The sequence below is a fragment of the Flavobacterium columnare NBRC 100251 = ATCC 23463 genome (assembly GCF_002530675.1).
Lineage (GTDB): Bacteria > Bacteroidota > Bacteroidia > Flavobacteriales > Flavobacteriaceae > Flavobacterium > Flavobacterium columnare.
In genome coordinates this window covers 1-25678 of the sequence record NZ_PCMX01000003.1, presented here as the reverse complement: position 1 = coordinate 25678, position 25678 = coordinate 1, and the positions used below count along the sequence as shown (strand labels likewise).

At 29.7% G+C, this 25678-nt stretch carries 18 protein-coding genes; 8 read left to right on the top strand and 10 right to left on the bottom strand.

Going from position 1 to position 25678, the window contains the following annotated elements; all coding sequences use genetic code 11:
• The 4 genes from B0A78_RS00685 to B0A78_RS00670 all read left to right on the top strand — a co-directional run bounded on the left by B0A78_RS00685 (window position 1) and on the right by B0A78_RS00670 (window position 5187).
• The gene (locus B0A78_RS00685) at window positions 1-354 is read left to right on the top strand and encodes a four helix bundle protein (protein ID WP_014165780.1); all 354 of its coding nucleotides are present in this window, start codon (window positions 1-3) and stop codon (window positions 352-354) included.
• A gap of 38 nt (window positions 355-392) precedes the next feature.
• On the top strand, window positions 393-1049 hold the full coding sequence (locus B0A78_RS00680) for a CoA transferase subunit B (protein ID WP_014165779.1): 657 nt from the start codon (window positions 393-395) through the stop codon (window positions 1047-1049).
• 182 nt (window positions 1050-1231) lie between these two features.
• Entirely contained in the window at window positions 1232-3940 is a 2709-nt protein-coding gene (locus B0A78_RS00675; RefSeq protein WP_014165778.1) for a M4 family metallopeptidase, read from the top strand.
• Between the two features lie 80 nt (window positions 3941-4020).
• Window positions 4021-5187, top strand: coding sequence for a class I SAM-dependent rRNA methyltransferase (locus B0A78_RS00670; protein ID WP_065213885.1), 1167 nt, complete (start codon window positions 4021-4023; stop codon window positions 5185-5187).
• Between the two features lie 178 nt (window positions 5188-5365).
• Here B0A78_RS00670 and B0A78_RS00665 read toward each other — a convergent pair whose 3' ends face one another.
• A complete protein-coding gene (locus B0A78_RS00665) occupies window positions 5366-6577 on the bottom strand; it encodes a glycosyltransferase (protein WP_065213884.1) in 1212 nt (403 codons plus the stop codon).
• A gap of 174 nt (window positions 6578-6751) precedes the next feature.
• Here B0A78_RS00665 and B0A78_RS00660 point away from each other — a divergent pair, with 174 nt between their 5' ends.
• Genes B0A78_RS00660 through B0A78_RS00650 form a run of 3 tightly spaced genes read left to right on the top strand, consistent with a single transcriptional unit; the run spans window position 6752 to window position 12595 of the window.
• The gene (locus tag B0A78_RS00660) at window positions 6752-9841 is read left to right on the top strand and encodes a hypothetical protein (RefSeq protein ID WP_097609290.1); all 3090 of its coding nucleotides are present in this window, start codon (window positions 6752-6754) and stop codon (window positions 9839-9841) included.
• Complete coding sequence (locus tag B0A78_RS00655) at window positions 9838-11061, top strand: hypothetical protein (RefSeq protein ID WP_077225538.1); 1224 nt, start codon at window positions 9838-9840, stop codon at window positions 11059-11061. Before B0A78_RS00660 ends, B0A78_RS00655 begins: the two co-directional genes overlap by 4 nt.
• A complete protein-coding gene (locus B0A78_RS00650; RefSeq protein ID WP_065213882.1) occupies window positions 11045-12595 on the top strand; it encodes a glycosyl hydrolase in 1551 nt (516 codons plus the stop codon). The genes B0A78_RS00655 and B0A78_RS00650 overlap by 17 nt, the downstream gene beginning before the upstream one ends.
• A gap of 354 nt (window positions 12596-12949) precedes the next feature.
• Here B0A78_RS00650 and B0A78_RS00645 read toward each other — a convergent pair whose 3' ends face one another.
• The 3 genes from B0A78_RS00645 to B0A78_RS00635 all read right to left on the bottom strand — a co-directional run bounded on the left by B0A78_RS00645 (window position 12950) and on the right by B0A78_RS00635 (window position 15767).
• Window positions 12950-14137 carry a glycosyltransferase gene (locus tag B0A78_RS00645; protein ID WP_065213881.1) on the bottom strand — a complete coding sequence of 396 codons (1188 nt, stop codon included), beginning with the start codon at window positions 14135-14137 and terminating at the stop codon, window positions 12950-12952.
• Window positions 14138-14175: 38 nt separating this feature from the next.
• Complete coding sequence (locus B0A78_RS00640) at window positions 14176-15336, bottom strand: sugar isomerase (protein ID WP_307725305.1); 1161 nt, start codon at window positions 15334-15336, stop codon at window positions 14176-14178.
• Between the two features lie 128 nt (window positions 15337-15464).
• Window positions 15465-15767, bottom strand: coding sequence for a hypothetical protein (locus B0A78_RS00635; protein WP_123907253.1), 303 nt, complete (start codon window positions 15765-15767; stop codon window positions 15465-15467).
• Window positions 15768-15979: 212 nt separating this feature from the next.
• On the opposite strand from B0A78_RS00635, the gene B0A78_RS00630 reads away from it, so the two are divergent.
• On the top strand, window positions 15980-17983 hold the full coding sequence (locus tag B0A78_RS00630) for a tetratricopeptide repeat protein (protein WP_065213879.1): 2004 nt from the start codon (window positions 15980-15982) through the stop codon (window positions 17981-17983).
• 33 nt (window positions 17984-18016) lie between these two features.
• Here the strand turns inward: B0A78_RS00630 and B0A78_RS00625 are convergent, their stop codons facing one another.
• From B0A78_RS00625 to B0A78_RS00600, 6 genes are all read right to left on the bottom strand, one after another.
• A complete protein-coding gene (locus tag B0A78_RS00625) occupies window positions 18017-20590 on the bottom strand; it encodes a T9SS type A sorting domain-containing protein (RefSeq protein ID WP_077225534.1) in 2574 nt (857 codons plus the stop codon).
• Between the two features lie 121 nt (window positions 20591-20711).
• Window positions 20712-21431, bottom strand: a complete 720-nt coding sequence (locus tag B0A78_RS00620; RefSeq protein WP_065213877.1) for a LytR/AlgR family response regulator transcription factor — start codon at window positions 21429-21431, stop codon at window positions 20712-20714.
• Window positions 21432-21434: 3 nt separating this feature from the next.
• Complete coding sequence (locus B0A78_RS00615) at window positions 21435-21755, bottom strand: Hpt domain-containing protein (RefSeq protein WP_014165766.1); 321 nt, start codon at window positions 21753-21755, stop codon at window positions 21435-21437.
• Window positions 21742-22788, bottom strand: coding sequence for a sensor histidine kinase (locus B0A78_RS00610; RefSeq protein ID WP_014165765.1), 1047 nt, complete (start codon window positions 22786-22788; stop codon window positions 21742-21744). The genes B0A78_RS00615 and B0A78_RS00610 overlap by 14 nt, the downstream gene beginning before the upstream one ends.
• The gene (locus B0A78_RS00605; RefSeq protein ID WP_014165764.1) at window positions 22788-23921 is read right to left on the bottom strand and encodes an FIST signal transduction protein; all 1134 of its coding nucleotides are present in this window, start codon (window positions 23919-23921) and stop codon (window positions 22788-22790) included. The genes B0A78_RS00610 and B0A78_RS00605 overlap by 1 nt, the downstream gene beginning before the upstream one ends.
• Window positions 23918-25678: sensor histidine kinase (locus B0A78_RS00600; protein ID WP_133065774.1), on the bottom strand; the 1761-nt coding region annotated here is incomplete at its 5' end. The genes B0A78_RS00600 and B0A78_RS00605, both read right to left, overlap by 4 nt.

The following is a 25678-nucleotide window of genomic DNA, read 5'->3' as shown; positions in this document are numbered from 1 at the left end:
ATGAGAAACGATAAAGATAATTTAATTGTGAAATTAACTTTTGAATTTGCATTGGAAATAATTAGTTTCTCTGAGGAAATTAGAAAAACAAATCGTTTCGAAATGGCATCTCAAATTTTTAGAAGTGGTACATCAATAGGAGCAAATATTAGGGAAGCTCAAAATGCTGAAAGTAAGGCTGACTTTATTCATAAGTTTAAGATTTCAGCAAAAGAAGCAGATGAGTTACAATTTTGGTTAGAGTTGTGTAAAAAATCAGAATTCTATCCAAATCCTAATGAAGAATTATTCAAAAAATTGCAATCCATAAATTTGATTATTTCTAAGATTATAGCTTCATCTAAGAAAAAATAATTTCAGAATCATCAAATTTTCAAATCATCAAATGATATATGGCATTAGATAAAAATCAAATAGCACAACGCATAGCAAAAGAAGTAAAAAACGGCTACTACGTAAATCTTGGAATCGGGATTCCTACTTTAGTGGCTAATTATGTACGTGAGGATATTTCTGTAGAATTTCAGTCTGAAAATGGGGTTTTAGGCATGGGACCTTTTCCTTTTGAAGGAGAGGAAGATGCAGACATCATCAATGCAGGAAAACAAACTATAACGACTTTGCCAGGAGCAAGTTTCTTCGATTCGGCATTTAGTTTTGGGATGATTCGAGCTCAAAAGGTTGATCTAACCATTTTAGGAGCTATGGAAGTTTCCGAAAATGGCGATATTGCCAATTGGAAAATTCCAGGAAAAATGGTAAAAGGGATGGGAGGTGCTATGGATTTAGTAGCCAGTGCCGAAAACATTATTGTAGCCATGATGCACGTAAACAAAGCAGGTGAATCTAAAATCCTTAAAAAATGTACCTTACCTTTAACAGGTGTAGGATGTGTAAAGAAAGTCGTAACGGAACTAGCTGTATTAGAAATCACATCTAAAGGATTTAAGTTATTAGAACGTGCACCAGGTGTAACGGTTCAAGAAATCATTAAGTCTACCGAAGCAGAATTAATTATAGAAGGAGATATACCTGAAATGAAATTTTGATAAAAATGAAATTTTATTATTAAAGCGATAGATAACCTATCGCTTTTTTTATGTTATTTTTTAGTTATTTTATTGATAAAAAATAAAAAAAAGTGTATTAAATTTTTTATTTTAAAAAAAATAATATATTATTGTTGAAATTATTATAATTAATATTTTATCAACAAAACAAACTATTAACTATGAAAAAACAACTACACAGCGTAGCATCTATGATGGCCTTATCATTGATTACGTTATCAACTGTTGCCCAAGAAAGCAATAAGTACGTAAAACTGAAAGAAACCAATGACAATAAAACACCGTCATTTGTTTCATTTAAAGAATCATCAGTTTATAAAACATCAGATGTTAAAACTTTATTTAAAGAACAACTTGGATTAAAACCTAATCAAGATTTTGCTAAAATGAAATCAGATTCAGATAACTTAGGTTTTTCACATGAGAAATACCAATTATACCACAAAGGAATAAAAGTTGAATTTGCAACCTATTCCGTACATTCTAAAAACGGTAGGGTAAACTCTATGAATGGTGAATATTATAATATTGGAGATATAGATGTAAATCCGTCGATAAAAGCAGATGCAGCATTACAAAGAGCCATATCTCATTTGGGAGCACAAGAATTCTTATGGGATGATTTTGCAGAAGCAAATGCTAATAAATATTCCAAACCTCAAGGAGAGTTAGTTTTATTACCTCTTGATAACACTATTAAATTAGCGTATAAGTTTGATATTTACGCTACTAAACCTTTAAGCAGAGGAGATGTATATGTAGATGCACAAAATGGTCAAATATTATTATATAATGCTACTATCAAGCATTTAGGAGCACACGCTCATGGGAAAAAATCCTCAGAAGGAACTTATATAGATATGTTTAAAACAAATTCTATGGCTTTTGTAGCAGCTAATGCTGCAACTCGTTATAGCGGTTCTCAAACGATTGAAACATCCTTAAGCGGATCATCCTATATATTATCTGAAACAGGAAGAGGAAACGGGATTCAAACCTATAACATGAAAAAAGGGACTTCTTATGCCTCAGCTGTAAATTTTACCGATGCTGATAATAATTGGACAGCTGCAGAATATAATAACACAAATAAAGATAATGCGGCTTTAGATGCTCATTGGGGAGCAGAAAAAACGTATGATTATTGGAAAAATATTCATAACAGAAATAGTTTTGATAATGCAGGGGCAAAAATAAATAGTTATGTACACTATAGTAATAATTATGATAATGCGTATTGGGATGGTACTAGAATGACTTATGGCGATGGTAGTGGTACTTATTTTGATGCTCTAACGTCGTTAGATGTATGTGCTCACGAAATTGGCCACGCTATTTGTACAAAAACCGCAAATCTTGTATACCAAAACGAATCAGGTGCTATGAATGAAGGATTTTCTGATATTTGGGGCGCATGTATTGAAAATTATGCACAAGCAAACAAACAAATTTGGTTAATTGGTGAAGATATTGAAAGAAGAGCAGGTCATCTTGCTTTACGATCTATGAGTAACCCTAATGCAGAAGGACAGCCTGATACTTATAAAGGAACTAATTGGTATTCTGGAACAGGTGATTCTGGAGGGGTACATACTAACTCAGGAGTATTAAATTATTGGTTTTACTTACTATCTGTTGGTGGATCAGGTACTAATGATATAGGGAATGCTTTTAATATAACAGGCATAACAATTACTAAAGCAGAAAAAATTGCTTTCCGTACAGAAAGCGTGTATCTATCAGCTAATTCTACTTATGCAAATGCAAGAACAGGTGCTATTCAAGCAGCTACTGATTTATATGGTGCAGGATCTCCAGAAGTTATTGCTACTACTAACGCTTGGTATGCTGTAGGAATAGGTGCTGCTTATTCAGGAGGTACTTCTGATACGACTGCTCCAACGACTCCAACTAATTTAGTAGCTTCGGGTACAACCTCTACCTCGACTACTTTATCATGGACAGCTTCTACCGATAATGTAGGAGTTACAGGATACAATATTTATAACGGAACAACTCTTTTAGCATCTTCTTCTACTACTAGTGCTACAGTATCAGGACTAACGGCTTCTACTACTTATAATTTTACTGTAAAAGCAAAAGACGCAGCAGGTAATTTATCAGTAGCAAGTAATGCAGTTTTAGTAACTACTTCTGCGGGTTCTTCTATTACTTATTGTGCATCTAAAGGATCTAGTCAAGCAGATGAATGGATTGATTATGTAGCATTAAATGGTATGACTAATACAACAACTGCTGATGCAGGGTATGGAAACTTTACCTCTAAAATAGCACCTCTACCTTACGGATCAAATACTATTACTTTTAGTGCTGGTTTTGCAGGTAATTCATATACTGAATATTGGTCAGTATGGATTGATTATAATAAAAATGGCACATTTGAATCAACAGAAAAAGTGGCAACAGGTTCTTCTTCTAGTTCAGGAAATTTAACAGGTACTTTTACTGTTCCTACAACAGCTTTAGCTGGGCAAACCAGAATGAGAGTTCAGATGAAATACGGATCTGCTTCTACCGCTTGTGAAACATTTTCTTATGGAGAGGTTGAAGATTATACAGTAAATGTAGGAGCTGCGGCAATTGCAGGTATTACTTTTGGTACAGAAATTTCAGATGAAGCAAATAACTATAATATGGAAATTTATCCAAATCCATCAAATGGATTATTAAATATAAGAACATTAGATGATAGAACGGTTTCATATCAGATTTATAATCTAATGGGACAACCTTTGAAATCAGGTACATTAAATCAAGAAATTAATGTTTCCGATTTAGCAGCAGGTATGTATGTGATTGAAATCAATGACGGACAAAAAACATTAGCAAAAAAGTTTGCTAAAAAATAAGCATTCGTTAAGAATTATATTGAGAGACCGAATTTGTTCGGTCTCTTTTTTTATAGTTACATTTGCAAAAAAAACGAATCATGAATTTTCCAAAAGTAATTTTAAAACAAGGAAAAGAAAAATCTATTTTGCGTCGTCATCCATGGATATTTAGTGGAGCTGTCTACGGAGTATCACAAGAAATAAAAGATGGTGAAATGGTAGAAGTGGTAGATGCTAAAAATCAACCTCTTGGTACGGGCTATTTTAGTGACAGAGGTAGTATAGTTGTCCGTTTACTTACGTTTGCTCAAGAAAAATTTACTAATGATTTTTGGACTCAAAAACTTATTTCTGCTTGGAATTTAAGGACGCGATTGTTAGATTTAGAAGCTACCAACGCTTTTCGTGTTATTCATGGAGAAGGAGATGGTATACCTGGTTTAGTCATTGATTTTTATAATAATCATTGGGTTTTACAAGCTCATTCATCAGGTATTTATTATCAAATAGAAAAAATAGCACAAGCTATTCAATCCGCTTTTTCAGCGCATTGTGAAACAATTTATTGTAAAAGTACTGGAACGCTTCCCAATACAGGAACAGACTATTTTTTATATGGTAATACAGCAGAAACAATAGCAAAAGAAAACCATATTCTTTTTTCAGTCAACTGGGTTGAAGGACAAAAAACAGGTTTCTTTTTAGATCAACGGGATAATAGAAAATTATTAGCTGAATTTTCAAAAGGAAAAAAAGTATTAAATACGTTTTGTTATACAGGAGGTTTTTCAATTTATGCTATGAAAGCAGGTGCTGAGTTAGTAACATCGGTTGATATTTCACAAAAAGCAGTTGATTTAGCAGCCAAAAATATGGAATTAAATTTTCCTAACGCTAATCACCAAGCTGTGGCAGATGATGTGTTTAACTTTATGAAAGAAAATCATCAAGTATATGATCTAATTGTATTAGATCCTCCTGCTTTTGCAAAAAGTATAAAAAGCAAACATACCGCAACTCAAGCTTATAAACGTTTGAATATAGCAGGATTAAAAGCGCTAGCTCCTAAAGGAATTCTTTTTACGTTTTCATGTTCGCAAGTGATAGATGACGTGTTGTTTTATAACACTATAGCTGCTGCTGCTATAGAATCCGGCAGAACCATTCGAGTTTTGCACAAATTAGAGCAAGGACCGGATCATCCAACTAATATTTATCATCCTGAAGGACACTATTTAAAAGGTCTAGTGTTATATGTGGAATAATATAAAACTTGCTATTTGTTTGATAGATAGAATAAAAAATGAAGTAAATTAAAGATTTGTCTCGTCCTAATAGATTTATATGAAAACATAAATCTATTTTTAGGACAAGACAAAAACTTACATAACAGTAAACAAACAAATTTCTAAAAACATTCAAAATCAATCTAACATTCAATTTTTAAATTTCACTATAATTATTGGGGAATAATCTATAATAAAAGGCTATTTTGCCTAATTGAAAAACTATTTTAAAAGAATCCTTAAAAGATAATTTTGACCCATCTACATGAATCCATCTTTTTAAGGGGACTTCACAAATGACTTTTTTAGCATTTTCAGCTCCATAAATTTTTCTCATTCTCATGAATATTTCTACGTCAAACAGCCATTTGGTAATGAATTTTTTTTGAAATGTTTTCTCAATTATTTCTTGATTCATCACTTTTGCTCCGCATTGGGTATCTCTAAAATCCATTCCGAGTGTTTTTCTGATAATAAAATTTATAGTCATTGAAATAATTTTTCTAGCAGATTCTTTCGTAATTTCTGCTCCCATTCTATCTATTCTAGAACCACTAACAATTTTATATTCAGATTCTTTTATAGTATCAACTAATTTTTGAAAATCTGCAAAATCTGTAGATAAATCAGCATCTAAAAAACCTATGTAATCAAATTGGTTGAGTGATGTTAGGTGTAATATTCCTAAACGAACGGCTTCTGCTTTGCCTCCATTTTTCTCGCAGTTATAAACGCTCATATTATTTTGACTACCTTCGCATAATTCGTTTAAAACTTTTAGGGTACTATCCGTACTTCCATCATTTACAAAACAGAGATGATAGCCTAAATTTGTTTTGATAAAGTTTTTAAAATCAGTACTAAGTAATCTTTTTTCTTCATTATAGCAAGGAATAACAACACCTACGGTTTTTTCTTGTAAAAATTGATTGTTATGATCTACATTTTCTACTACTTTAGGAGTTCCCAGTATTTTTTTTACACGTGCACCTATTTCGTTCAGACTCAATGGTTTTTTTAGATAATCATCAGCACCTAAATCAAAACCTTCTAATATGACATTTTCTTGTGTATTGCCAGACAAAACGATAACAGGTGTGTTTTTTTTTCTTCCAATTTTTATATACTTAACTATTTTAAGACCATGCGCATTATTATCAATATCTTCTTTAGATGTATTAGAGATAGAAGAAGGTAATACAGGCATATTCATATCAACTATAACTAAATCGGGTTCAATTTGATCGTATAATTGAATAGCATCGTGTACGTTGTTACAAGTATGAACCTCAAATCCTAAATCTGTTAAATACATTTCTAAAGACAATAATACGAGTTGTTGATCATCAATAGTTAATATTTTTTTCATTTTTACGTTTTTAGTTTATTATAGTACTAAATTAAGTTCAATCAATCTTCCTTTTTAGTATTTTAGACAAACACAAATATTTGTTTCGACGAATGGTTAATTTATAACGATGCAATATTTCTAAAAATTAATTTTTGCAATTACATTTACAATATAAGTTTTATTACTAACAATGTGAGAGAACCGTCAAATAAATATCTTATTTCAGCTCTATTAATTGGGGTCATTTTTCATGGTAGCGCGATATTTTTTACCTTAGAAAATACGTATGATGCACTAATTCATCTTTTTTTTGGTAATCATTATGCTCAAAATTGGTTTGAACCTTGGGATTACAGTTGGTATACAGGTTTTAACGTAATGAGTTATCCTCCATTGGTACACCAGTGTATAGGGTTACTTTCTTATGTAGCAGGGATAAAATTTAGTTTATTCTTAATTGCTATTATAGGAGTAATATTATTTATTACAGGTATTTATAGATTTTCTTTACTTCTTTCTAATGATAGGTTGGTAGCTGGATATGCGTCAATAATTTCAGTAGTTTCTTCTTCGTTTGTAGAAGCTCTGCATATTTTCGGTCAACTACCCAGCATAATTGGCATTTCAATTTTAATGCATTCCTTACCTGAAATTTATTTATTTATCAGAAAAGGATATATCAAGCATTATTTTAATGCTTTATCATTGCTTGCTGTAACGGTTTGTTCTCATCATGTCACTCCTATATTTGGAATGGTTTTTTTTATTGCCCCTTTAATAGGTATGGCTATTATTGATAAAGCACGTGAATCAACCCATTCGTTCGAAGAAGTTAAAATTCAGCTTTTTCTTAAAACATTAGTTAAACTTTTAAAAAGAATTATTGTATTTGGTTTTAGTGTTATTGTTCTAATTGTTGTTTGTATTTTACCTTATTGGATCAATTCTAAAAAAAATCCTATAACTCAAGTTCCAATTCCTCACGGGAGTAGGGATAATTTTATTGAAGTAACTTCATCAGGATTAGTGTTTTTTGTAATTCCTTGGGGGATATTACTATTTGTATTGCCTTATGTTTTTTATAGATTTTATTCAAAGCGTTATATTTTCTTCGGTTTATCCTTAGCTATGCTAACTTTATTAGGAACAGGAGGCACTACTCCATTGCCAATTAAAATTTTAGGTTCTAATGCGTTTAATATTTTAACATTAGACCGTTTTACATTTTGGGCAAGTATTATGTCTTTACCTATGTTTGGTGAATTTGTGTACAGATTAATTGAAGGGGATTTAAAAAAAGCCATACAAAACAAATACGGGAGTATATATCATAAATTTATAATAGGATTATATGCTGGAGGAATGATATTCTTAGCCATTTTTACCATTACGTTAACTTATTGTAGACCCTTACAACCCAAAAAGATTGACATGCAGCCCATTGTTAATTTTTTAAATCAGGATCAACACGACCAATGGCGTTTTTTACCCTTAGGTTTTGGTGATCAAATGGCTTATTTATCTACTCTAACAAAAGCTATGACAGTAGATGGGAATTATCATTCAGCAAGACGACTTCCAGAACTAACTTCTAGAGCCGTGGAACGCCTAGAAAATTGTAAATTCAGAGGGTTGGAGGGGATAGGCTCTTTACAACAATTTCTTACGGTTCCAGAAAAATATAATTTGAAATACATTTTTTCAAATGACAAATTCTATGATCCTATCCTTTATTACTGTGGTTGGCATAGGATAGGTTTGTTAGAAAACGGTATTATGGTTTGGGAAAAAATTAGTGTAAAGCCTTTGTCAAAAATTTTACCCAAGGACGATATCCCAAATTATTTAAAATTAATGTGGGGTATTATTCCCCTTTTTACTATTATTATTGCCTTTGTACTTAACATACAGATGATTTGGGTACAAGCATTAAAAACCAATAATAAAAACCTTACAAATTTTAAAGAACATGGATTATCTTATAATACATTTAATCAAAAACTAATTAAAGTACTACATTATTGGGGAATTTTACTTTCTTGTATTGTTATAGTTAGCTTATATTTATTTTATAGAGATGTAGATAAACAGCTTACCCCTGAAAATGTAGTGAAATCTTACTATAATGATTTAGATCATAAAGACTTTAGAGGAGCCTATAAATTAACACTTCCTATAAAAGAGTATCCTTTTTCGCAATTTATGCTTGAAATTTCTGTAAGAGACGGAATCATAAATTCGTATGCAAAACTGGATTCTATTGCTGTTAAAATAGTATTCATTGGATCTAAAAATGCAAAAGTTATTGCAGATACAAAATGGGTTACTCCATTAAAAATGATCTATAAGACATTTACACATTTTGTAAACAAAAAAAATGGGAAATGGTATATAATACCTGAAAAAAAAGATATAGATATTCCTCCTGATGAACTCTTAAGTAATAACCAAACGGAATTTTATAAACAAGGAAGAAGAAGAATTACAACCCAACAAACATATCACGAAGATGTATTGAGACAACCTGATTTAGAAATTATTTCAGCTTCACTTGTAGAAAAGAATAATAGATTTGAAATTATTGGAACACTTCAAAACATTGATAACGTTCCAGCCGATGTTATTTTAAAAGCAGATTTGTATGATCGTGATAATACAATGGTAGCCTCTTTTAATTCGAAATACACGATAAAACATAAATTAAATCCCAAAGAAACAACTCCTTTTAAGATAGAATTTGAAGAGATTGCTTGGTTAAAAAATAGTGATATAAAACCTACGAATTTTAATCCTGATGAGTTTTCACCGAAATTTTTTAAATCAAAACCAGTTCGTTTTAACTTACATGGAGAAGGGAATGTAGTAACGACTGATTTATACAATTCTGTATCTTTAAATGAATTAAATTTTAAAGAAGGTAAATTAAAAGGAAGCCTTTTTAATTTTGGAACACAAGAAGTAACAATATCTGAATTAATTGTATCCTATTATAATGCTAAAAAAGAATTGATTTATGTAGATCATTATTTTATAAATGAAGGGATACGAATTCAAAGAAAACAAGATTTTGATTATACATTATTGGATTTGAATAATTTAAAAATTATTAATTCAAGTATTAAAAATTGCTTTATAAATGGTATTTCAAATGAGTCAATCGCCCGATCTGTTTTTGAAAAAAATAACGGAAACGAATTAAATCAATTACAAGAAATAGAAGGAAAGGGATTTTCATTTATTAAAATAAATTTTAATAATTTTATTGGTAATCCAAGGTTATGAAACAAAAAGCATTCATACTTATTACAATTGGTTTTATCCTGTTTTGCGGGTTTACGAGTCTGTACAATTACAATACGTCTAAAAATTATAAACTACTGAATCGGATATTTAAAAGTGAAGCAGGAAAGAATATTTCGTTTCAATTTATAGCACCTGATAACAGTTTACTTTTTATTAACCATTCATACGGTAAAACAATTGTGTCAGGAAAAAGAAAAGGCCATTTACTTACTTTTGAAATACCTCCAATTTATACAAAAAAAACGGGAACTATTTCATGGTTTCTTATACACAAAGAAACAATTGTACTAAAAGGAAGCACAGAAATTTGTCCTACTTTCATTTCCCGAAAACCTTTAGAAGCTTATTTGGGCCCTCCAAGTACTTTGGCTGGACCGCCTCATTTTGTAATGTTTGTTACGATACCTTCAGATATTTATGATAACCCTATGCCCACTAATACAATTGTAGATTACAAAGAGCATTTTTTTGATAACATTCAGAGTAATATAATTTTGACAAAAAATTTGATTGCTTGGAAAAATATATTTGCACCAACAAAATCAGGTAAAATATTTTTATCTGCTGTAGTTAAGACTTCCGCTACAAAAGAATTTGAGGCTTTAATTTATCCAAATATTCCAACTAATTTTAGTATTGATTATACCAGACCACATTTATTTGCCGATGGAAATCAGATAACTAAGTTATTTACTAATACGATAAAAGATAAGTTTGGAAATATTATAAGTGACGCAACCCAAGTTAATTTTTTAATAACAAATTCAAAAGGAAGTCAGTTAACTACCCAAGGTACTACTTTAGAAGGTGTAGCCAATGCACAAATTTTGCATCCTGATCATAAAGAAAAATATACAATAAAAGCATTTGTAAATGGTATGGCAGAGAGCAATGTTATAAGTATAAATTATAAAGAGGTTACGACTAAAATTCCATATCAATTTATTGGTAATAGACATTTGAAAATAGGGCCTATAAAGAGTTATATGGGGCAATTAACACCTGATGGAATTGCTGTTATTACCAAAGTATATAGAAAAAACAAACTTATTGCAGAAATGAAAGAAAATACCATGAAAGGGATTGTTAATTTTAATTTCCAAAAAGAAGAATTTAGAGCAGATACATATTCATTTGAGATATCAGTTTTAGGAAAGACTATAAAAACACAAAAAATCTTATATGACAATAATAAATAACAAAAACAGTTATCGTTTCATTTTAATAAGCTCTTTTATTTTGATCAATTTATTACTGGTATACGGACTAAGTTCTATCATTGCTTTTATGAATTCTGGCGCAGATAGAGCTACGATACTACATTTAGATAAAGAACCTATAAACACGTATCTTCCAAAAATTGAATGGGAAAAAAGCAAAAATGAGGGTAGAGAAATAGAACCTCAAACATTAAAAACCATAGAAAAACAGTATTTATTTTCATGGTATATTAGAAATAATGCGCTAAATAAAAACAGATATTCAGGTTTAGCAGATTATTTTACTCAAAATAGCTATAATCAATTACTTAAAGTAGTAAATCAGAATAAAAAACAAAAAATTACCGTAGATAACACTACTTTAAAACATACTTTAAAATTAGAATTCTATAGTGAAGATGGGCAGCAAGTTGTCATAACAGATAAAAATGTTGTGGAGTTTCAAAATGTTTACCAAAACAAAAAATTTATTGCTTCTGTTAAAGACACCTCCTTATATAAGGTAATTTTACTATTAGAGGATGGCTATTGGCGCGTACGACATATTGTGAAAATGACAAAAGAACCAGAAAAGAAAAGCCTAAAAGAACCAGGAATTTTTACTATTCAAAATCAAAAAATTCACAAATCAGGAATTCCTTTTAAAATAAAAGGGATAAATTATTATCCTAAAGATTCACCGTGGGATGTGTACGGAAAAAAATATGATTCTACAGTGATCAAAAAAGATTTTAAAATTATTAAAAAAGCGAACTTAAATACAATCAGAATTTTTGTTCCGTATGAAGATTTTGGAAAAGCAGAAATTAAAAAAGATAGACTACAAAAATTAATTCAAACTATAAAAATTGCCAAGGACAACAATTTATTTGTTATTGTTACTTTATTTGATTTTTATAGTGATTATTCTATTGAAAGTTGGACACTAACACACCGTCATGCCGAAAAAATAATAACTGCTTGTAGTGAATTAGATAATATCTTAGCTTGGGATATAAAGAATGAGCCTAATTTGGATTTTGAAAGAAGAAAAAAACAAAATGTCATTCCTTGGCTCGAAAATATGATTGATTATATCAAAGAGATAGATCGAAAACATTTGATAACAATTGGCTATTCTAATAAAGAATCAGCAGAAATACTTAAAGATAAAGTAGATTTTATTTCTTTTCATTATTATGAAGAAACTAATGACTTTTTAAAAGTTTATAATGAACTAGTAAAAACAACCAAAAAACCCGTGATAGTGGGGGAATTTGGGTTATCTTCAAATAAAAACTTCTGGAACTGGTTTGGAAATTCTAAAAAAAATCAAGCAGTATATCATAAAGTAATGCAAGAATATTTTAAAAATCATGATATTTCATTCGTCTCTTGGACTCTTTATGATTTTCCTACTGTGCCAGACAACATTTTTGGAAATAAATTTTGGATAAAAAACAAACAAAAAAACTTTGGTTTTCTTGATAAGAATGGAAATAAGAAACCAGCTTTTTTATTTATATCACATTAATATTTTTTGAAATTTATTAAAAATAAAGATAGGTGGATTTGTTTTGTCAGTTTATTTTCGCTCATATTTATTTAAATTAAAATTTCCGAATCTCTCAAATAATAGATATAAAAACTTCTATCTTATTTTAGCATTTGGGATAATACCTGATTAAACCCAGATTATGCGTTAGCCTTTGTGATGAAGATGAAAAAGGGCAAAGAAGTTAAAAAGGAACAGAAATTTTTTACCACAGTTGTAGTTTTCCTATCTATCTTTGAGAACAAAAAAAGGGATCCTTTTTAGATTCGAAGTCATTTTTATCTGTACTAAATTTAATGCGTAATCTGGGGTACATAATGAGTTCTAAAAACCTTATATTAAAGCGTTATTACCATGTATCAATTGATTAATTTCATATAGATATTGATCAGCTATTTTATTCATTGTTAAAGCACTAGCTACTGTATAATTATTATATGCTAATTCTCTTCTATAATTATCATTTTGTAAAATTTTATGAATGGCTGCGGCTAAAGATTCAACAGATTCTGAATCAAAAAACTCTCCTTTATATCCTTCTTCTTCTACAAGTAGAGCCAAATCGCCTAGATTAGGCATTACAACCGCTTTTCCATAACTTCCTGCTTGATGAAGTACTCCAGAACTACCAGTAGTAGAGGTATATGGAAAGACCACTACAGTACTTTCTGTAAAAATTTTTTCTACATCTTTTTCTTCAACATATCCCGTAAAAAATAATCCGTCTACGTTCGTATATTTTTTTTGAACACCTTCTAGATATCCTAGAGTATTTGGACTATCAGTACCAGCAATCACTATTTCTATAGGATCCGTATATTGTTTTCTAATTTCTTGTACCGCGTCAATTAAAATTTCTACTTTTTTATACGTTCCAAATTTTCCAAATGCCATTACTTTTTTGGGACCCGCAGGTAAATCAAAATTGGGTTGAGAAACTGTTTCAAAAGAACCATGGGGAATTAAAACCACGTTGTTTACTTTATATTTTAATTTTAAAATTTCAACATATTTACTTATGGTAACAGAAACTTTATTGGCTTTTAAGATAAAATAAGTTAGACTAGTTCCTATGCCATTATAAATATTTTGCATTAATTTATTTTTTGTGAAACCAGCAGTATTTAAGTCAACTTGTTCAAGTATATTGTGCATTAGAACCATGGTTTTAAATCCTAATAACCGTAAAATAAAGGGTAATAAAAGGCCTAATGCAGCGGGTATTTTTTTATCGCCAAACTTTACAAATTGCAAGTTAAACAAAACAGCATCAGGTTTAGTGTTTATGACAGCTTTACAAATAGTAAAAATAATTTTGTAACTATTAAAGGACCAACATTCATTTACTTGAATTTTTTGACTATTTTCAAAATCAAGTTGTTTGTTCTCTGGTGTTTTGTCACACATTAAAATTAGTTCAGAAACTTCATCTTTTTGAACAAAATTTTTTACTAGATGATATCCATATTCGTTAAGCGTAACCTTGCTAGGAGGAAATGATGTTATAACTGCTAGTTTCATAGTTTGTTTTACTTTAGTTTATAGTTGTTTGGGTATATCTACAGATTACTTATTTTAATGGTTTTAAATCTAACATGAACTAAGGAATAAATTACCTGAAACAAAAGTAAAAAAAGCATGGTAAGAATCTGAACATGAACAACCTGATTTAAAGATTCATGGTAAAGGGTAATTAATACTACTTGAATACATCCAAAAAGGGCTGAAATAAAAACAGGTGTATAATTATTGATAGATAGATAGTAATAGGTTAAAAGGTTGGCAATAACAAAAATTGTAGTTGCTAAAGCATATTTCCACAGAATGGAAGCGATTACTAAATATTTTTGACCAAACATTATTAATAAAATTTCTTTTGAAAAAAGAGCCGAAAAAACGATTATAACAAATGATAATACAACGATATAAAAAACATAATTAAACAATATGCTCTTTGTTTCTTCTCCTTGTTTTTTTAATAATATAACCTTGGGTAATAATAACATTATAAACATCCAAGAAACAAAATAAATGACTCTTCCTATTAGAGCAATAGATGAATATAAACCAGCTTCATAATTTGGGAAATAATGTTTAACCAAAATAATGTCACTATTATTAATAATAATTTGAGTAAATTCATAAAAAGCGGTTATTAAAAAAAACAACCTTACTTCCTTAATCCAATTGGAGGTTTTAGTGTTGTGAAAATAATTTTGTAATTCAATTTTTTTGTAAGGAAATAAACCACAAATTATGGATATGAAAATACCTGATGCCACCATGTTGGATACAGCTGATTTTGGAAATACAAATAGCAATACATAAGTAACGATTAACCTACTTAACATTTCATACAAATAGGATTTCGATAGATTATAAAAATAACTTTTACCTTGTTCTATTCCGCGCTTTATACTCATTAAAAAATAAAATGGAATGGCACAACCAAAGATTGCAAACATTGTATTGGTTTGAGTCTGAAATATTTTCTGAAAATTTTCTGAAAAAAGGAAAAATACAGAACCTATTATAAGTCCTAAAGCAATTGCAATTTTATTAAAAAATACAATCAACGTTTTGCGTTCGTCTTCTTGTAAGGTAACCGTAAACTTAGTTGTAGCTATTTGAAAAGTCATACCTAAAAATGATAGAACTAATAAAAGCGTAATTAAAATGGCTGTATCAGCAAAAATTTGAGGCCCCAAAATTCTTCCCAAAACCAAGTTGTATAAGTAGTTTCCTAAATTTACAATCAGCATCACAAACATAAAGTACCTGTCCTTACTTAATGTGAGTGATGAGAAAATGGATTTATTTAAGGATAATACCCTCATTATGTATGATTTCACAGGTTTACTTTTCTTAAAATATGATTACTTTTTTCATCTTTAAACATTTTTTCGATTTTTTTACTTTTCGAAAATATCTGAAAAACAACATGTTCCGAAACAGCCTTTTTGTATAATAAATACAAAGCCCTTACACATATTCGATCAATTTCTTGATCTTTTTCAAATAAAATTTGAATTCTTTTAGGATGGGTATTTATTAATGAATGGAAATAATTAACGACAGAGTTTATATTTTGTGCTCCCATATTTCCATTTATTTCATAAATTTCTGAATTACAAGTTATTTTAAGTGACATAACTAATGGTTTTAAAGTTAATACTCTGGTTCTCATACAAATTTCTAAATAGAAAAAAATAAAAGAACTCTTTTTCGACGAATAACGTTTTCCTTTAGTTTAAAATACGATGAATTATGATTAACTTAGTCATATAATACATTCTATCCATGCTAAATGTTATAAAGTATATCAGTATTTTAATTTTTACCTGTAATTGTTTTTCTCAAGAAATGGTATCGGGTTTTAATTATCTTGAAACGGGAGAATTTGAAAAAGCAGCACTCTTTTTTAAAAACATACTTCAAGATTATCCTCAAAATAAAACGGCTCGCTTATGTTATGCAAGGGCTATAGGGTTGAATAAAAAACCAGAAGAAGCCATTGTTTTGTTTAAAAAATTACTTGATGACTACCCTAATGATTTTGAAATTAAGTTAAATTATGCTGAATCAATGCTCTGGAATAATCAATTCATAGAGGGAAAAACATACTACGAAAATTTAATAGCTTTAGATTCAAAAAGTTTTCCAGCGGTTTTAGGATATGCAAATTGTCTTTCTAATTTGCGTGAATATGAAAAAGCACTATCCTATGTAAATCAAGCATTAGAACTATCAAAAAACAACCCCAATGCACTTATTTCTAGAAAATACATACGATTAGGATATGCAGACCAATTGTCAAAAAAAAATTTAATAGAGGAGGCTTTGAAATTATTAGATGAGAATTTAATAGATACTCCTGATGACACAGAAACAATTCTTAATAAAGCCAATTTATTATTGATAAAGAAAGATTATACTAATGCAAAAAGAACCTATTCTAAATTAAATAAAACACTCAATGATTCAATAGTATCTCTTAATGGGTTAGCCTTAGCAAATCATTTAGATGATAAGGAAAAAAAAGGGTTACGTTATGCTTTGATGGCTAAAGTAAAATTAAACCAATCATTGGACAAGACGATCGTTAATCAAACTACAGAAAGATATATTCAAACATTAATTTGGAACAAGAAATTTACAAAAGCCCAAAATGAAATTAAGGACTTTAATATAAAAACACGAAATAGTTCACAGAGTATAGCTCTTCAGGCAATGTTAAACATTTATAAAAATGATTTTTTGGAAGCAATTACAGAATACAAAAATCTTTTAGCAAAAGATTCGATTTCTTTTGATGGGAATTTAGGAATTGCAAATGCGTATTATGCAAATGATCAAATTAAAGACGCATACAACGCTGTAAATAAGACATTAACTATTTTTGAAGGACAAAAGGATGCTAATGGTTTGTTAAACAAATTAAATGAAAAATTCAGCCCATTTATTGAAGAAAAGATTAGTTATTCGTTTGATAATAATAAAAATAGTGCCGTTTCTTCTTCCACGACCGTTACTTATCCTATTAATTTAAAAACTTCTTTGATAGGTAAATATACGTATAGAAAAACTAGAAATACGATTAGTGATCAATTGGCTAAATCTAATGATTTTATTGCAGGTGTTAATTATGAATTATTTTCTAAATTAACTTTAACGTTTTTAGGAGGATTAACAACTGTAAATTCATTTTCAGAAGATTACAATCAATTTTTAGCACAAGTTTCGGTAAAAGCTAAACCGTTTAAACTTCAAGAAGTGGAAGGCGGTTATTTGCGTGAAATTCAAAATTTTAATACGGAATTGCTCAATAGAAAAATTATAAATAACCATTTATATATTAATTATAATATTGCAACTAATTTTAATTTAGGTGGTTTTATACAGTATTTTAGGACTCAACAAAGCGATGACAATAACCGAAATCTTTTATTTACATCAGTATATTATACTCTACTATCAAAACCAATAATTAAAACAGGGGTTAATTACCAATTCATAGATTTTAGCCATCAAAAACCGTTGTTTTATTTTAGTCCATCCAAATTTAATGCGTATGAAATCTTTGCAGATATAATTAGAGACGATAAAACAATAGAATCAAAAGGAACCTTTTATCATTTCATTGCCGCTGGAGGCACACAATTTATAGAAGATAATAAAAATCAACTTACGTATAGATTACAAGGTAAACTAGGTTATAAATTCAGTTCTCGTTTAAACTTACATTTGTACGGCTTAAAAAGCAATATTGCTTCCAGTACTGCTGCTGGATTTACTTATACTGAAATAGGTTTGGGATTTAAATGGATATTTGCAAAATCTTTAAATCAAAAAAGGTTGCTCAAATAGCGAGCAACCCTTAATTATTTATGGTCTTTAGAACTAATTAATAAACAGTTTGGTCGTTTTATACGGATCGTTAGAATCTACAATTTTACAAAAGTATATTCCTTTTGGCAGGTCTCTTTTTGATAAAGTGATTGAGTTGAATCCTGCGTTGGTATCCACGTCAAATTGCATTACAATTTTTCCTAATTGATTTACAACTTGTACTTTCATAGTACTAGCTTCATTTGCTATAAATTCAATAGTGGCTTCGTTATTTACTGGATTAGGATAAACGGCTACGTCTAAGGGTTCATCGCTAACTAAAACTCTATTTTCTGAAAAACGGATATTTTCTAGTGCTAATTCTTTTATAACCTCTTGGCCGTTTGTAGTCATAATAAAAACGATTGTTTTAACATCATCTAATTTTACTGTTTCCGAATTATTAATTAAGGAAGAAATAGATAGATTAAACTCCCTCCAACTATTTGTTAATTTAACTGTTGTATAAGGTTGATTTTCCCAATTGGATATACTTGATTTTATGAAACGGATTTCTAAATTGCCAGTACCTTTCGCTCTAAATTTAAAACTGTTGTAATCAGATAAATTAACTGCCTGAAATCTTGGCGTTAAAGCACGATAAACACTTATGTAATTAGATACTTTTGCACTTAAACTTACATTTCTTTCTACAGGAAATTCATTAGTTAAGGCTTTATAGTTATTAGGTTGAATTTTGTAATTCAAAACAGTTGTCCCTTTTGCTGAACTGTCTAATCCCCAAGGACCATCAGATAAAAACAAGTCATCAGGGACTGTTGTGTTTTTGCCAATTCTCATACCCACGTCAAATATAGAACCAATAGGGTAATCATGTTGTACTAGAAATTTTTTATCTAAATTAATACTTGTGGTAAAGTTTTCAAAAGTTGAGGTTTCGGAAAGTCTTTTACCACCGTCAAAATCTACAGTTGGTACGCCAGACGGATTAATGATATCTAAGTATAGTTTTCCATTAGAATATTTACCTTTTTTAACAAATACCGTTGGCGGATTGGAAACATTATATTCTGTAATGGTTTTTTGATTATTTATTAATGAAATTAACTCAGCACCTAGTTTGTATAAATTATCTAATGAATTGGTCCAAATTTGAAAATTATAATACGTTGTGTTTTGTTGGTATTTATCTAAATTCCAGTGGCTATCTATAGAAAAATTATTTTCATTATTAGTCAATCTAGCGGCTAAACTCATTGAGTACTCAATAGTTCCATCAGTATTTTTTATGATAGAACGTATAAAATTCTGCTCATTTAATTGTATAGTAGAAACAGACAAGATTTCGGCACCTAACAATCGGTCACAAATGTATTTGGTATGTTCATACACCCCATTGTTTGTTTTGATGGCAATCATACTACCAATAGTTTTATTGTTTTTGATGTAATCTACAGAATAAACATCAGTTGCGTTCGTAATTTGAGTTAAATCAAAAGGGGTAGATTCAATAACCGAATCTTCGTTAAGTACTTGTAGTGGAATAAAAGATTGAAGAGTAAATCGAGTATTTCTACTTGCATAACGTGCGTTTTTTTCTATTCTAGAAGCTTTGTTACGATCAAAAGTATAATTGGTTTTAACTCGGTTATAGTTACGTTTATTTATAGCATCTCCCAATCTATTATTACTTTCTAATCCCCCATTATTACCTCCTGAAGTTTCATCTACAACAGCACAAGATCCCGTTCCAGAACAAGAAGGATCATCACAATCAACCAGTCCGTCACCATCATCATCAATTCCGTTTGAACAATCTTCTTGCGGTACAGGAGCAGTAGGACAACGGGCACCATCGTTACTTGAACTGGATGGTCCAAAAGCAAATAGGTTAGAATTGATTATGTTTGAACCTGTTAAATTCTGAACATTTCTAATAATATAAATAGTTCCTGTATCATTTGATGAAACATAAAAATTACCATCTACATCAAAATAGACAGCTCCATAGGTATAATTTAACCCTGCTATAATAGGTACTTCTCCTAAACTTTGTACACTTCCAGTGGAGGGAGTAATTCTGTATAAAATATTTGTACTTTTTTCTACAGTGTATAAGTTTCCATCAACCGCGTTAAAGGCCCAATCGTAAACATTTATAGAAGTACTGAGTGGATAAGAAGTAATATACTGTCCGTAGGTTGCAGAATTTGGGTTAACATCTATTTGATAAATGAAACTACCTATTTTTAAGAAATACACGCCATCGGAACGAATATCTCCAACAAATCTACTCCCTGTGGGTAATTGAGGTATATAATACGAAGTGGTTTGAAAATCAGCTCCTATCCGTACAATAGTATTTGCAGGAGTACTTAAGGACCCCCACATATAGCCATCAGTAGGGTTATACCCTGCGGCATTAATTGTACCTGGAGTAATATCGGTTGCTATTAAGGTGGCTGTTCCTGATGATAGATTTATTGCATATAAGTCATTCATTTGAAACAAATAAGCGTTATAATTACAATTAAAAGGCTGATTTTGACTAAATGAAGATAGATTAGCAAGGTTTAAAATAATTGCTAATCCATATTTTACTGATGATAAAACACTATTTTTCATGACCTTACTATTTTAATCTGATAGTAAAGTTATATAGTTTTTTAATGTTTTGATTGGATTTTTGATCGTTGAATTTAAAGTATAGACAAAATGTAATTATCTATAGATGAATATAATAGTATTAGAGTAGATTAAGTCTATTCATTAATTCGGGTCTGTTGGATCGGCTAACAGGTATTACTTCTTTTCCTATAAGGACGCTATTATCCTCAATATCTATAATTTTTTTTACATTTATTATGTAAGAACGATGTACTTTTAAGAATAAATGATTAGGCAGTTTATCTTCAATTTTTTTGAGTGTTGAGTGAACGGTATAATTTTTACTTTCTGTTTTAATAACAATATAGTCTCCTTTTGCTTCTATTAAGTTAATAGATTGAAAATTAATTTTTATAAGTCGTCTATCAATGTTTATATAAAAATCATTAGATTGATCTTGAATTTTGTTAGTATTTTCTATAGGCGATATTTGATTATCGTGACTTACTAAAGAGGACTTAAATTTTTGGATGGCTTTATCAAAACGTGCCTGAGTAATAGGTTTTACAATATAATCTACTATACAGTCATATTCAAAAGCTTCTATTGCATAATTTTTGTCAGATGTAATTAGAATGATTTTAGGAGGATTTTTAACGGTTTGTATAAAATCAAAACCTGTAAAATCAGGCATGTGAATATCAAGAAATATTAGATCCACAGAATTTTGATTTAAATATTTCATAGCTTGAATTGCATTAGAAAACTCTTCAACGACATTCATTTCCGAATAATTAGAAACCATTTGGTAAATTATGGTTCTTGCTAAAGTTTCATCATCTACAATAATACAATTCATTCATTAGGTCAATTGATCAACAAATTGTTGCATAGCATCTAAAATAGCCTCAAATTCTAGCTGTAAATCCGTTGATTGTTTCAGTAAATTTATTTCAAACTCTTCAGCAAGATAATAACTTTTTTCCATTCCTAAAACAGAAATTTTATGTTTAAGCTTATGTACAGAAGAAGCTGTTTGTTGGAATTTTTTAGCGGTTATGTTTTCTTTATAATTATTGATTTCTTCTGGTAATTCTTGTTTTATTATAGAAATTATTTTTGCTCTAAATACAATATTATCTCCTGATAATTGTTTGATATAGTTTTCGTTAGGTTGTTCCATGTTGTTTTGATAAAGTGAAATAAAATGTTGATCCTTCATTTTCTTTGCTTTCTACCCAAATTTTTCCGCTATAAAAAAGTATGATTTTTTTTACAATAGATAAACCTATACCCGATGAATTGTTATTATTTTCTAATTTTGTAAAGACATTAAAAATCTTATCAAAATATTTCGAACTTATTCCTTTTCCATTATCTCTTATGTAAAAAAGATAATCTTCTTCTTGATCTTTGTAACCTATTTCAATAACCCCTTTTTCTTTGTCCATTGAATTTAAGGCATTATCTATTAGGTTTTGAAAAATTTGCTTAAATCTAATCGTATTTCCATAAATTTTAGGAAGATTTGAGGGGATATACACTTTAGTGTTCAAAGGGATATGAAAACTTTTTAGTACTTCTTCACAGAGTATATTAAAATCGACTAATCTGTCGCTGGTTTCTAGTTTATCAATAGTAGAATATTCTAAAATTCCTTTGATTAACAGATCCATTTTTTCTACATTCAGCAATACTGAATTTAGCGAGTTTAAACAATCATCTCCTATTCTGCCTTTATTGTCTTCAATGAACCAACTGACTAATGTATGTATGTTTCGTAGAGGGGCTTTTAGGTCATGTGAAACTACATGAGCATACTCGTTTAACTCTTGATTTTGTTCTTCTAAATCTTTTAATAAGGTTTCTCTTTGTTTGTTTATAGAAATAATTTCTATAGTTTGTTTTTTTAATTTTTCTACAAGATCTTTCTCATTTTCTATTTCATTTAGTGTAGACTTGATAGCCATTGAATTAATAATTTCCTCAAGATTTTTATTGATTTCTTTTAAATTAATTGTTTCAAGCCTTAATTTATCATTTGCTTCATAGAGTTCATCAGAACTTATTTTCATAGCTCTTTGAGACATTTTTAATTGCTCGTCATAATTATTGTATGAATCATTAATAGCATTAATAAAATCCTGATTTAGTAATAAATCGGCACCTTCTTTCTTTAAATATTTATCTATTTGTCTACTTAGTAGAGAATTCATTATTCACTTATTAAAGTTAAAGTCATTGTTTGATTGTGTAGCTCACAGCTAGATTTTCCACCAAAAGGAGCTATTTCTCCATAGGAATAAAAGCCACTAATGATTGCTTGATTACCAATTGTTTTTTTTACTTCTTCAATTTCTTCCTCTACTCTTTGATCCATTATTAATTTTCTACCGATACAACTAACTAATAACGCAAATTCAGGCTTGTTTATTCTATTTTGCATTGCTTCTTGAGCTGCTTTTAGAGCACCTTCTGTAAGTCCATCTACCGATGCCATCATTAATTGTACTTTCGAATTGATTGGAACATCACCTGCGAGCGTCATGGAATTATTATTTTCATCTATACTTAGTACGGTTCTTACAACAGCTCTTACTTTATTTTCAGCTTTTACATGTAATGGATATAATAATGCTGCTTTGGGTAGTTCGTTTGCTTTCTCACCAAGGTATTTTCTATAAAGTTCTAGAGCGGGTTTATCGTCTATTTCGTATAAAATATTGGCTTCTGATTTTGTAATTAATCGTTCAGGACCAAATGTGAGCCACCCACCATGACTAGCTACTGATATTTCTAGTGTTTCACCATATAACCCAATCAAAATAACCTCTCCTGCTTTTGGATTTTCTTTATAGGAAGCTAGTGTTTTTTCAAATTTATCATCATCTCCACAGATTCCACCTGAAATAGGCACGTTATTAAACATTACTGATTCAATCCCCGCTATTAATGAACTACCATTGACAAAGCTGCCTTCGGAAATTACGATTAAATGTTTTAGACCTTCTTTAGGTATATCCCGAGATAATTTTTCCCCCAATAAGGAAGCATCTAGATGATAATCTTTTATATTGCCATTTTTGATAACAAAGGTAGATTTTTCAAATTCTATGGCGGTAACATGAACTGTGTCATTTATTACGTTCGTATCAATAATTTCTCCAGAGGTAGACCCAAAAACGAAATGTTCGTAAGGAAATTCTTTTCTAATTTTTTCTATAATGCTAGGGTCTTCTAATAGTTGTCTGTTACCAAAAACCAAAACGAAAGGATTTTTTAATTCTTGCTTAGAAAACGCATAGTTCCATTCAAGATTTTTTTCTAGAAATGCTTGTACTATTTTCATTGTATTGATTTTGGTATTTTAATAAAAAAAGTGGTTCCTATATTTTCTTGACTTTCAAGCCATATTTCTCCTTTATAGTTTTCAATAATTTTTTTTACTATAGAAAGTCCTATTCCTGTAGATTTTTCATGTTTGGTAAAGGATTGAAATATGGTAAAAATTTTATCTTGATTTTCAGGGGCTATGCCAGGACCATTATCTTTTATGCTGAACAAATGACTGTCATTAGTATCTTTATAATCTACGATTACTTTTCCTTGAGGTTTGTCTATATAGGTTACAGCATTACTAATTAGATTTTGAAATAATTGTTGCATCCTATACCGATCAGCTGTAATAATTGGTAAAATAGTAGCCACGGTAACTTCAACATTTTCTGGAATATGAATTATTTGAATTGTGTTTTGAACGATTTCGTTTGTATCAACTTCTTCGTAAACACTTTCTAATGTATCGATTTTAGAATAGGTTAAAATTCCTTGAATCAAATGATCCATTTTTTCAACTTTGCTTTCAATCATTTCAAGATAACTCAATGTTTGCTCACTAAATTCTTTTAGATTGTCTTCCTTGATCCAAGAAATTAACGAATGAATACTTCTAAGAGGCGATTTTAGATCATGTGAAACGATTTGGGCATAGTCATTGAGTTGTTGGTTTTGTTTTTTGAGCCTGAGTAACAATCGTTCTTTTTGTAGTTCAAGATTTTTTTGTTGTGTAATATCTAAATGAATACCTATTGAACCAATTATATTCCCTTTTGCATCGTAATTAGGACCGCCGCTAATTACCCAATAACGATCGTCTCCATTTTTCGTTTTGGCTAAAACTTCATAAGAATCAGATACTCCGTTTTTTCTTGCTTTATTTTGATCTGCTAATAGCATTTTGCTTGTATCATTTGCTAGTAATTCGGTGGCGTTTTTACCTATTATTTCATTTATAGAATAACCACTCATCTCTAGAAATGACTGATTGGAAAAAAGAATAACATCGTCATTATCTACTTCAAGTAGTCCTAGGTTCATATTTGCAATGATACTGCTATACTTTTCTTTTTCATATTTTAGGGCTTCTTGATATGATTTTTCGTTGCTAATATCTTCTTCTATTGCAAAAAATTTAATAATTTGCCCATCGTTATTTTTTAATGCTTGTCCATGAATTCTAACCCAGTATTTGGTTTTATCTTTAGTATAATTTAATATTTCGCAATTAAAAGGTTCACCCTGTGAGAGTTGTTTTTTTAGATAGGCTATAGTTTCCTTGCTGGTTTCTTCGCCTTGAAGAAATGAACCTGGTTTTTTCCCTATTACTTCTTGATTGTTATAACCCGTTACTTTTTCAAAACTTTCATTCACCCACTCAATTTTACCTTCTTTATCGCAAATAATAACAGCATTTAGGTTTACTCTTGCAATAGAGGATAAGACTTGAAGTTCTTCTTTATCTTTTTCAAGTATTTTTTGTTGTTGATTGATTTTAAGAACCAATTCATTTAACTCTTGATTTTGAATTTCTTGATTTTTTAAGACATGTAATAGATCAATCAATGGGTCATTGAAGGCAAAATCCTGAAGGGTTAAATTGTTTTCTACGACTTCTTTTACAGAATTAAACCAAGGAGATCCTGTAAAAAGATAAAATTTTCCATGTTGGTTTATTTGACCTCTAAGAATTACTTTTTTCGTATAGGTGTGTATTATGACTAATTGGTCTAATGTTTGAGTAAAATTATTCAAATCAATATTTTCAAA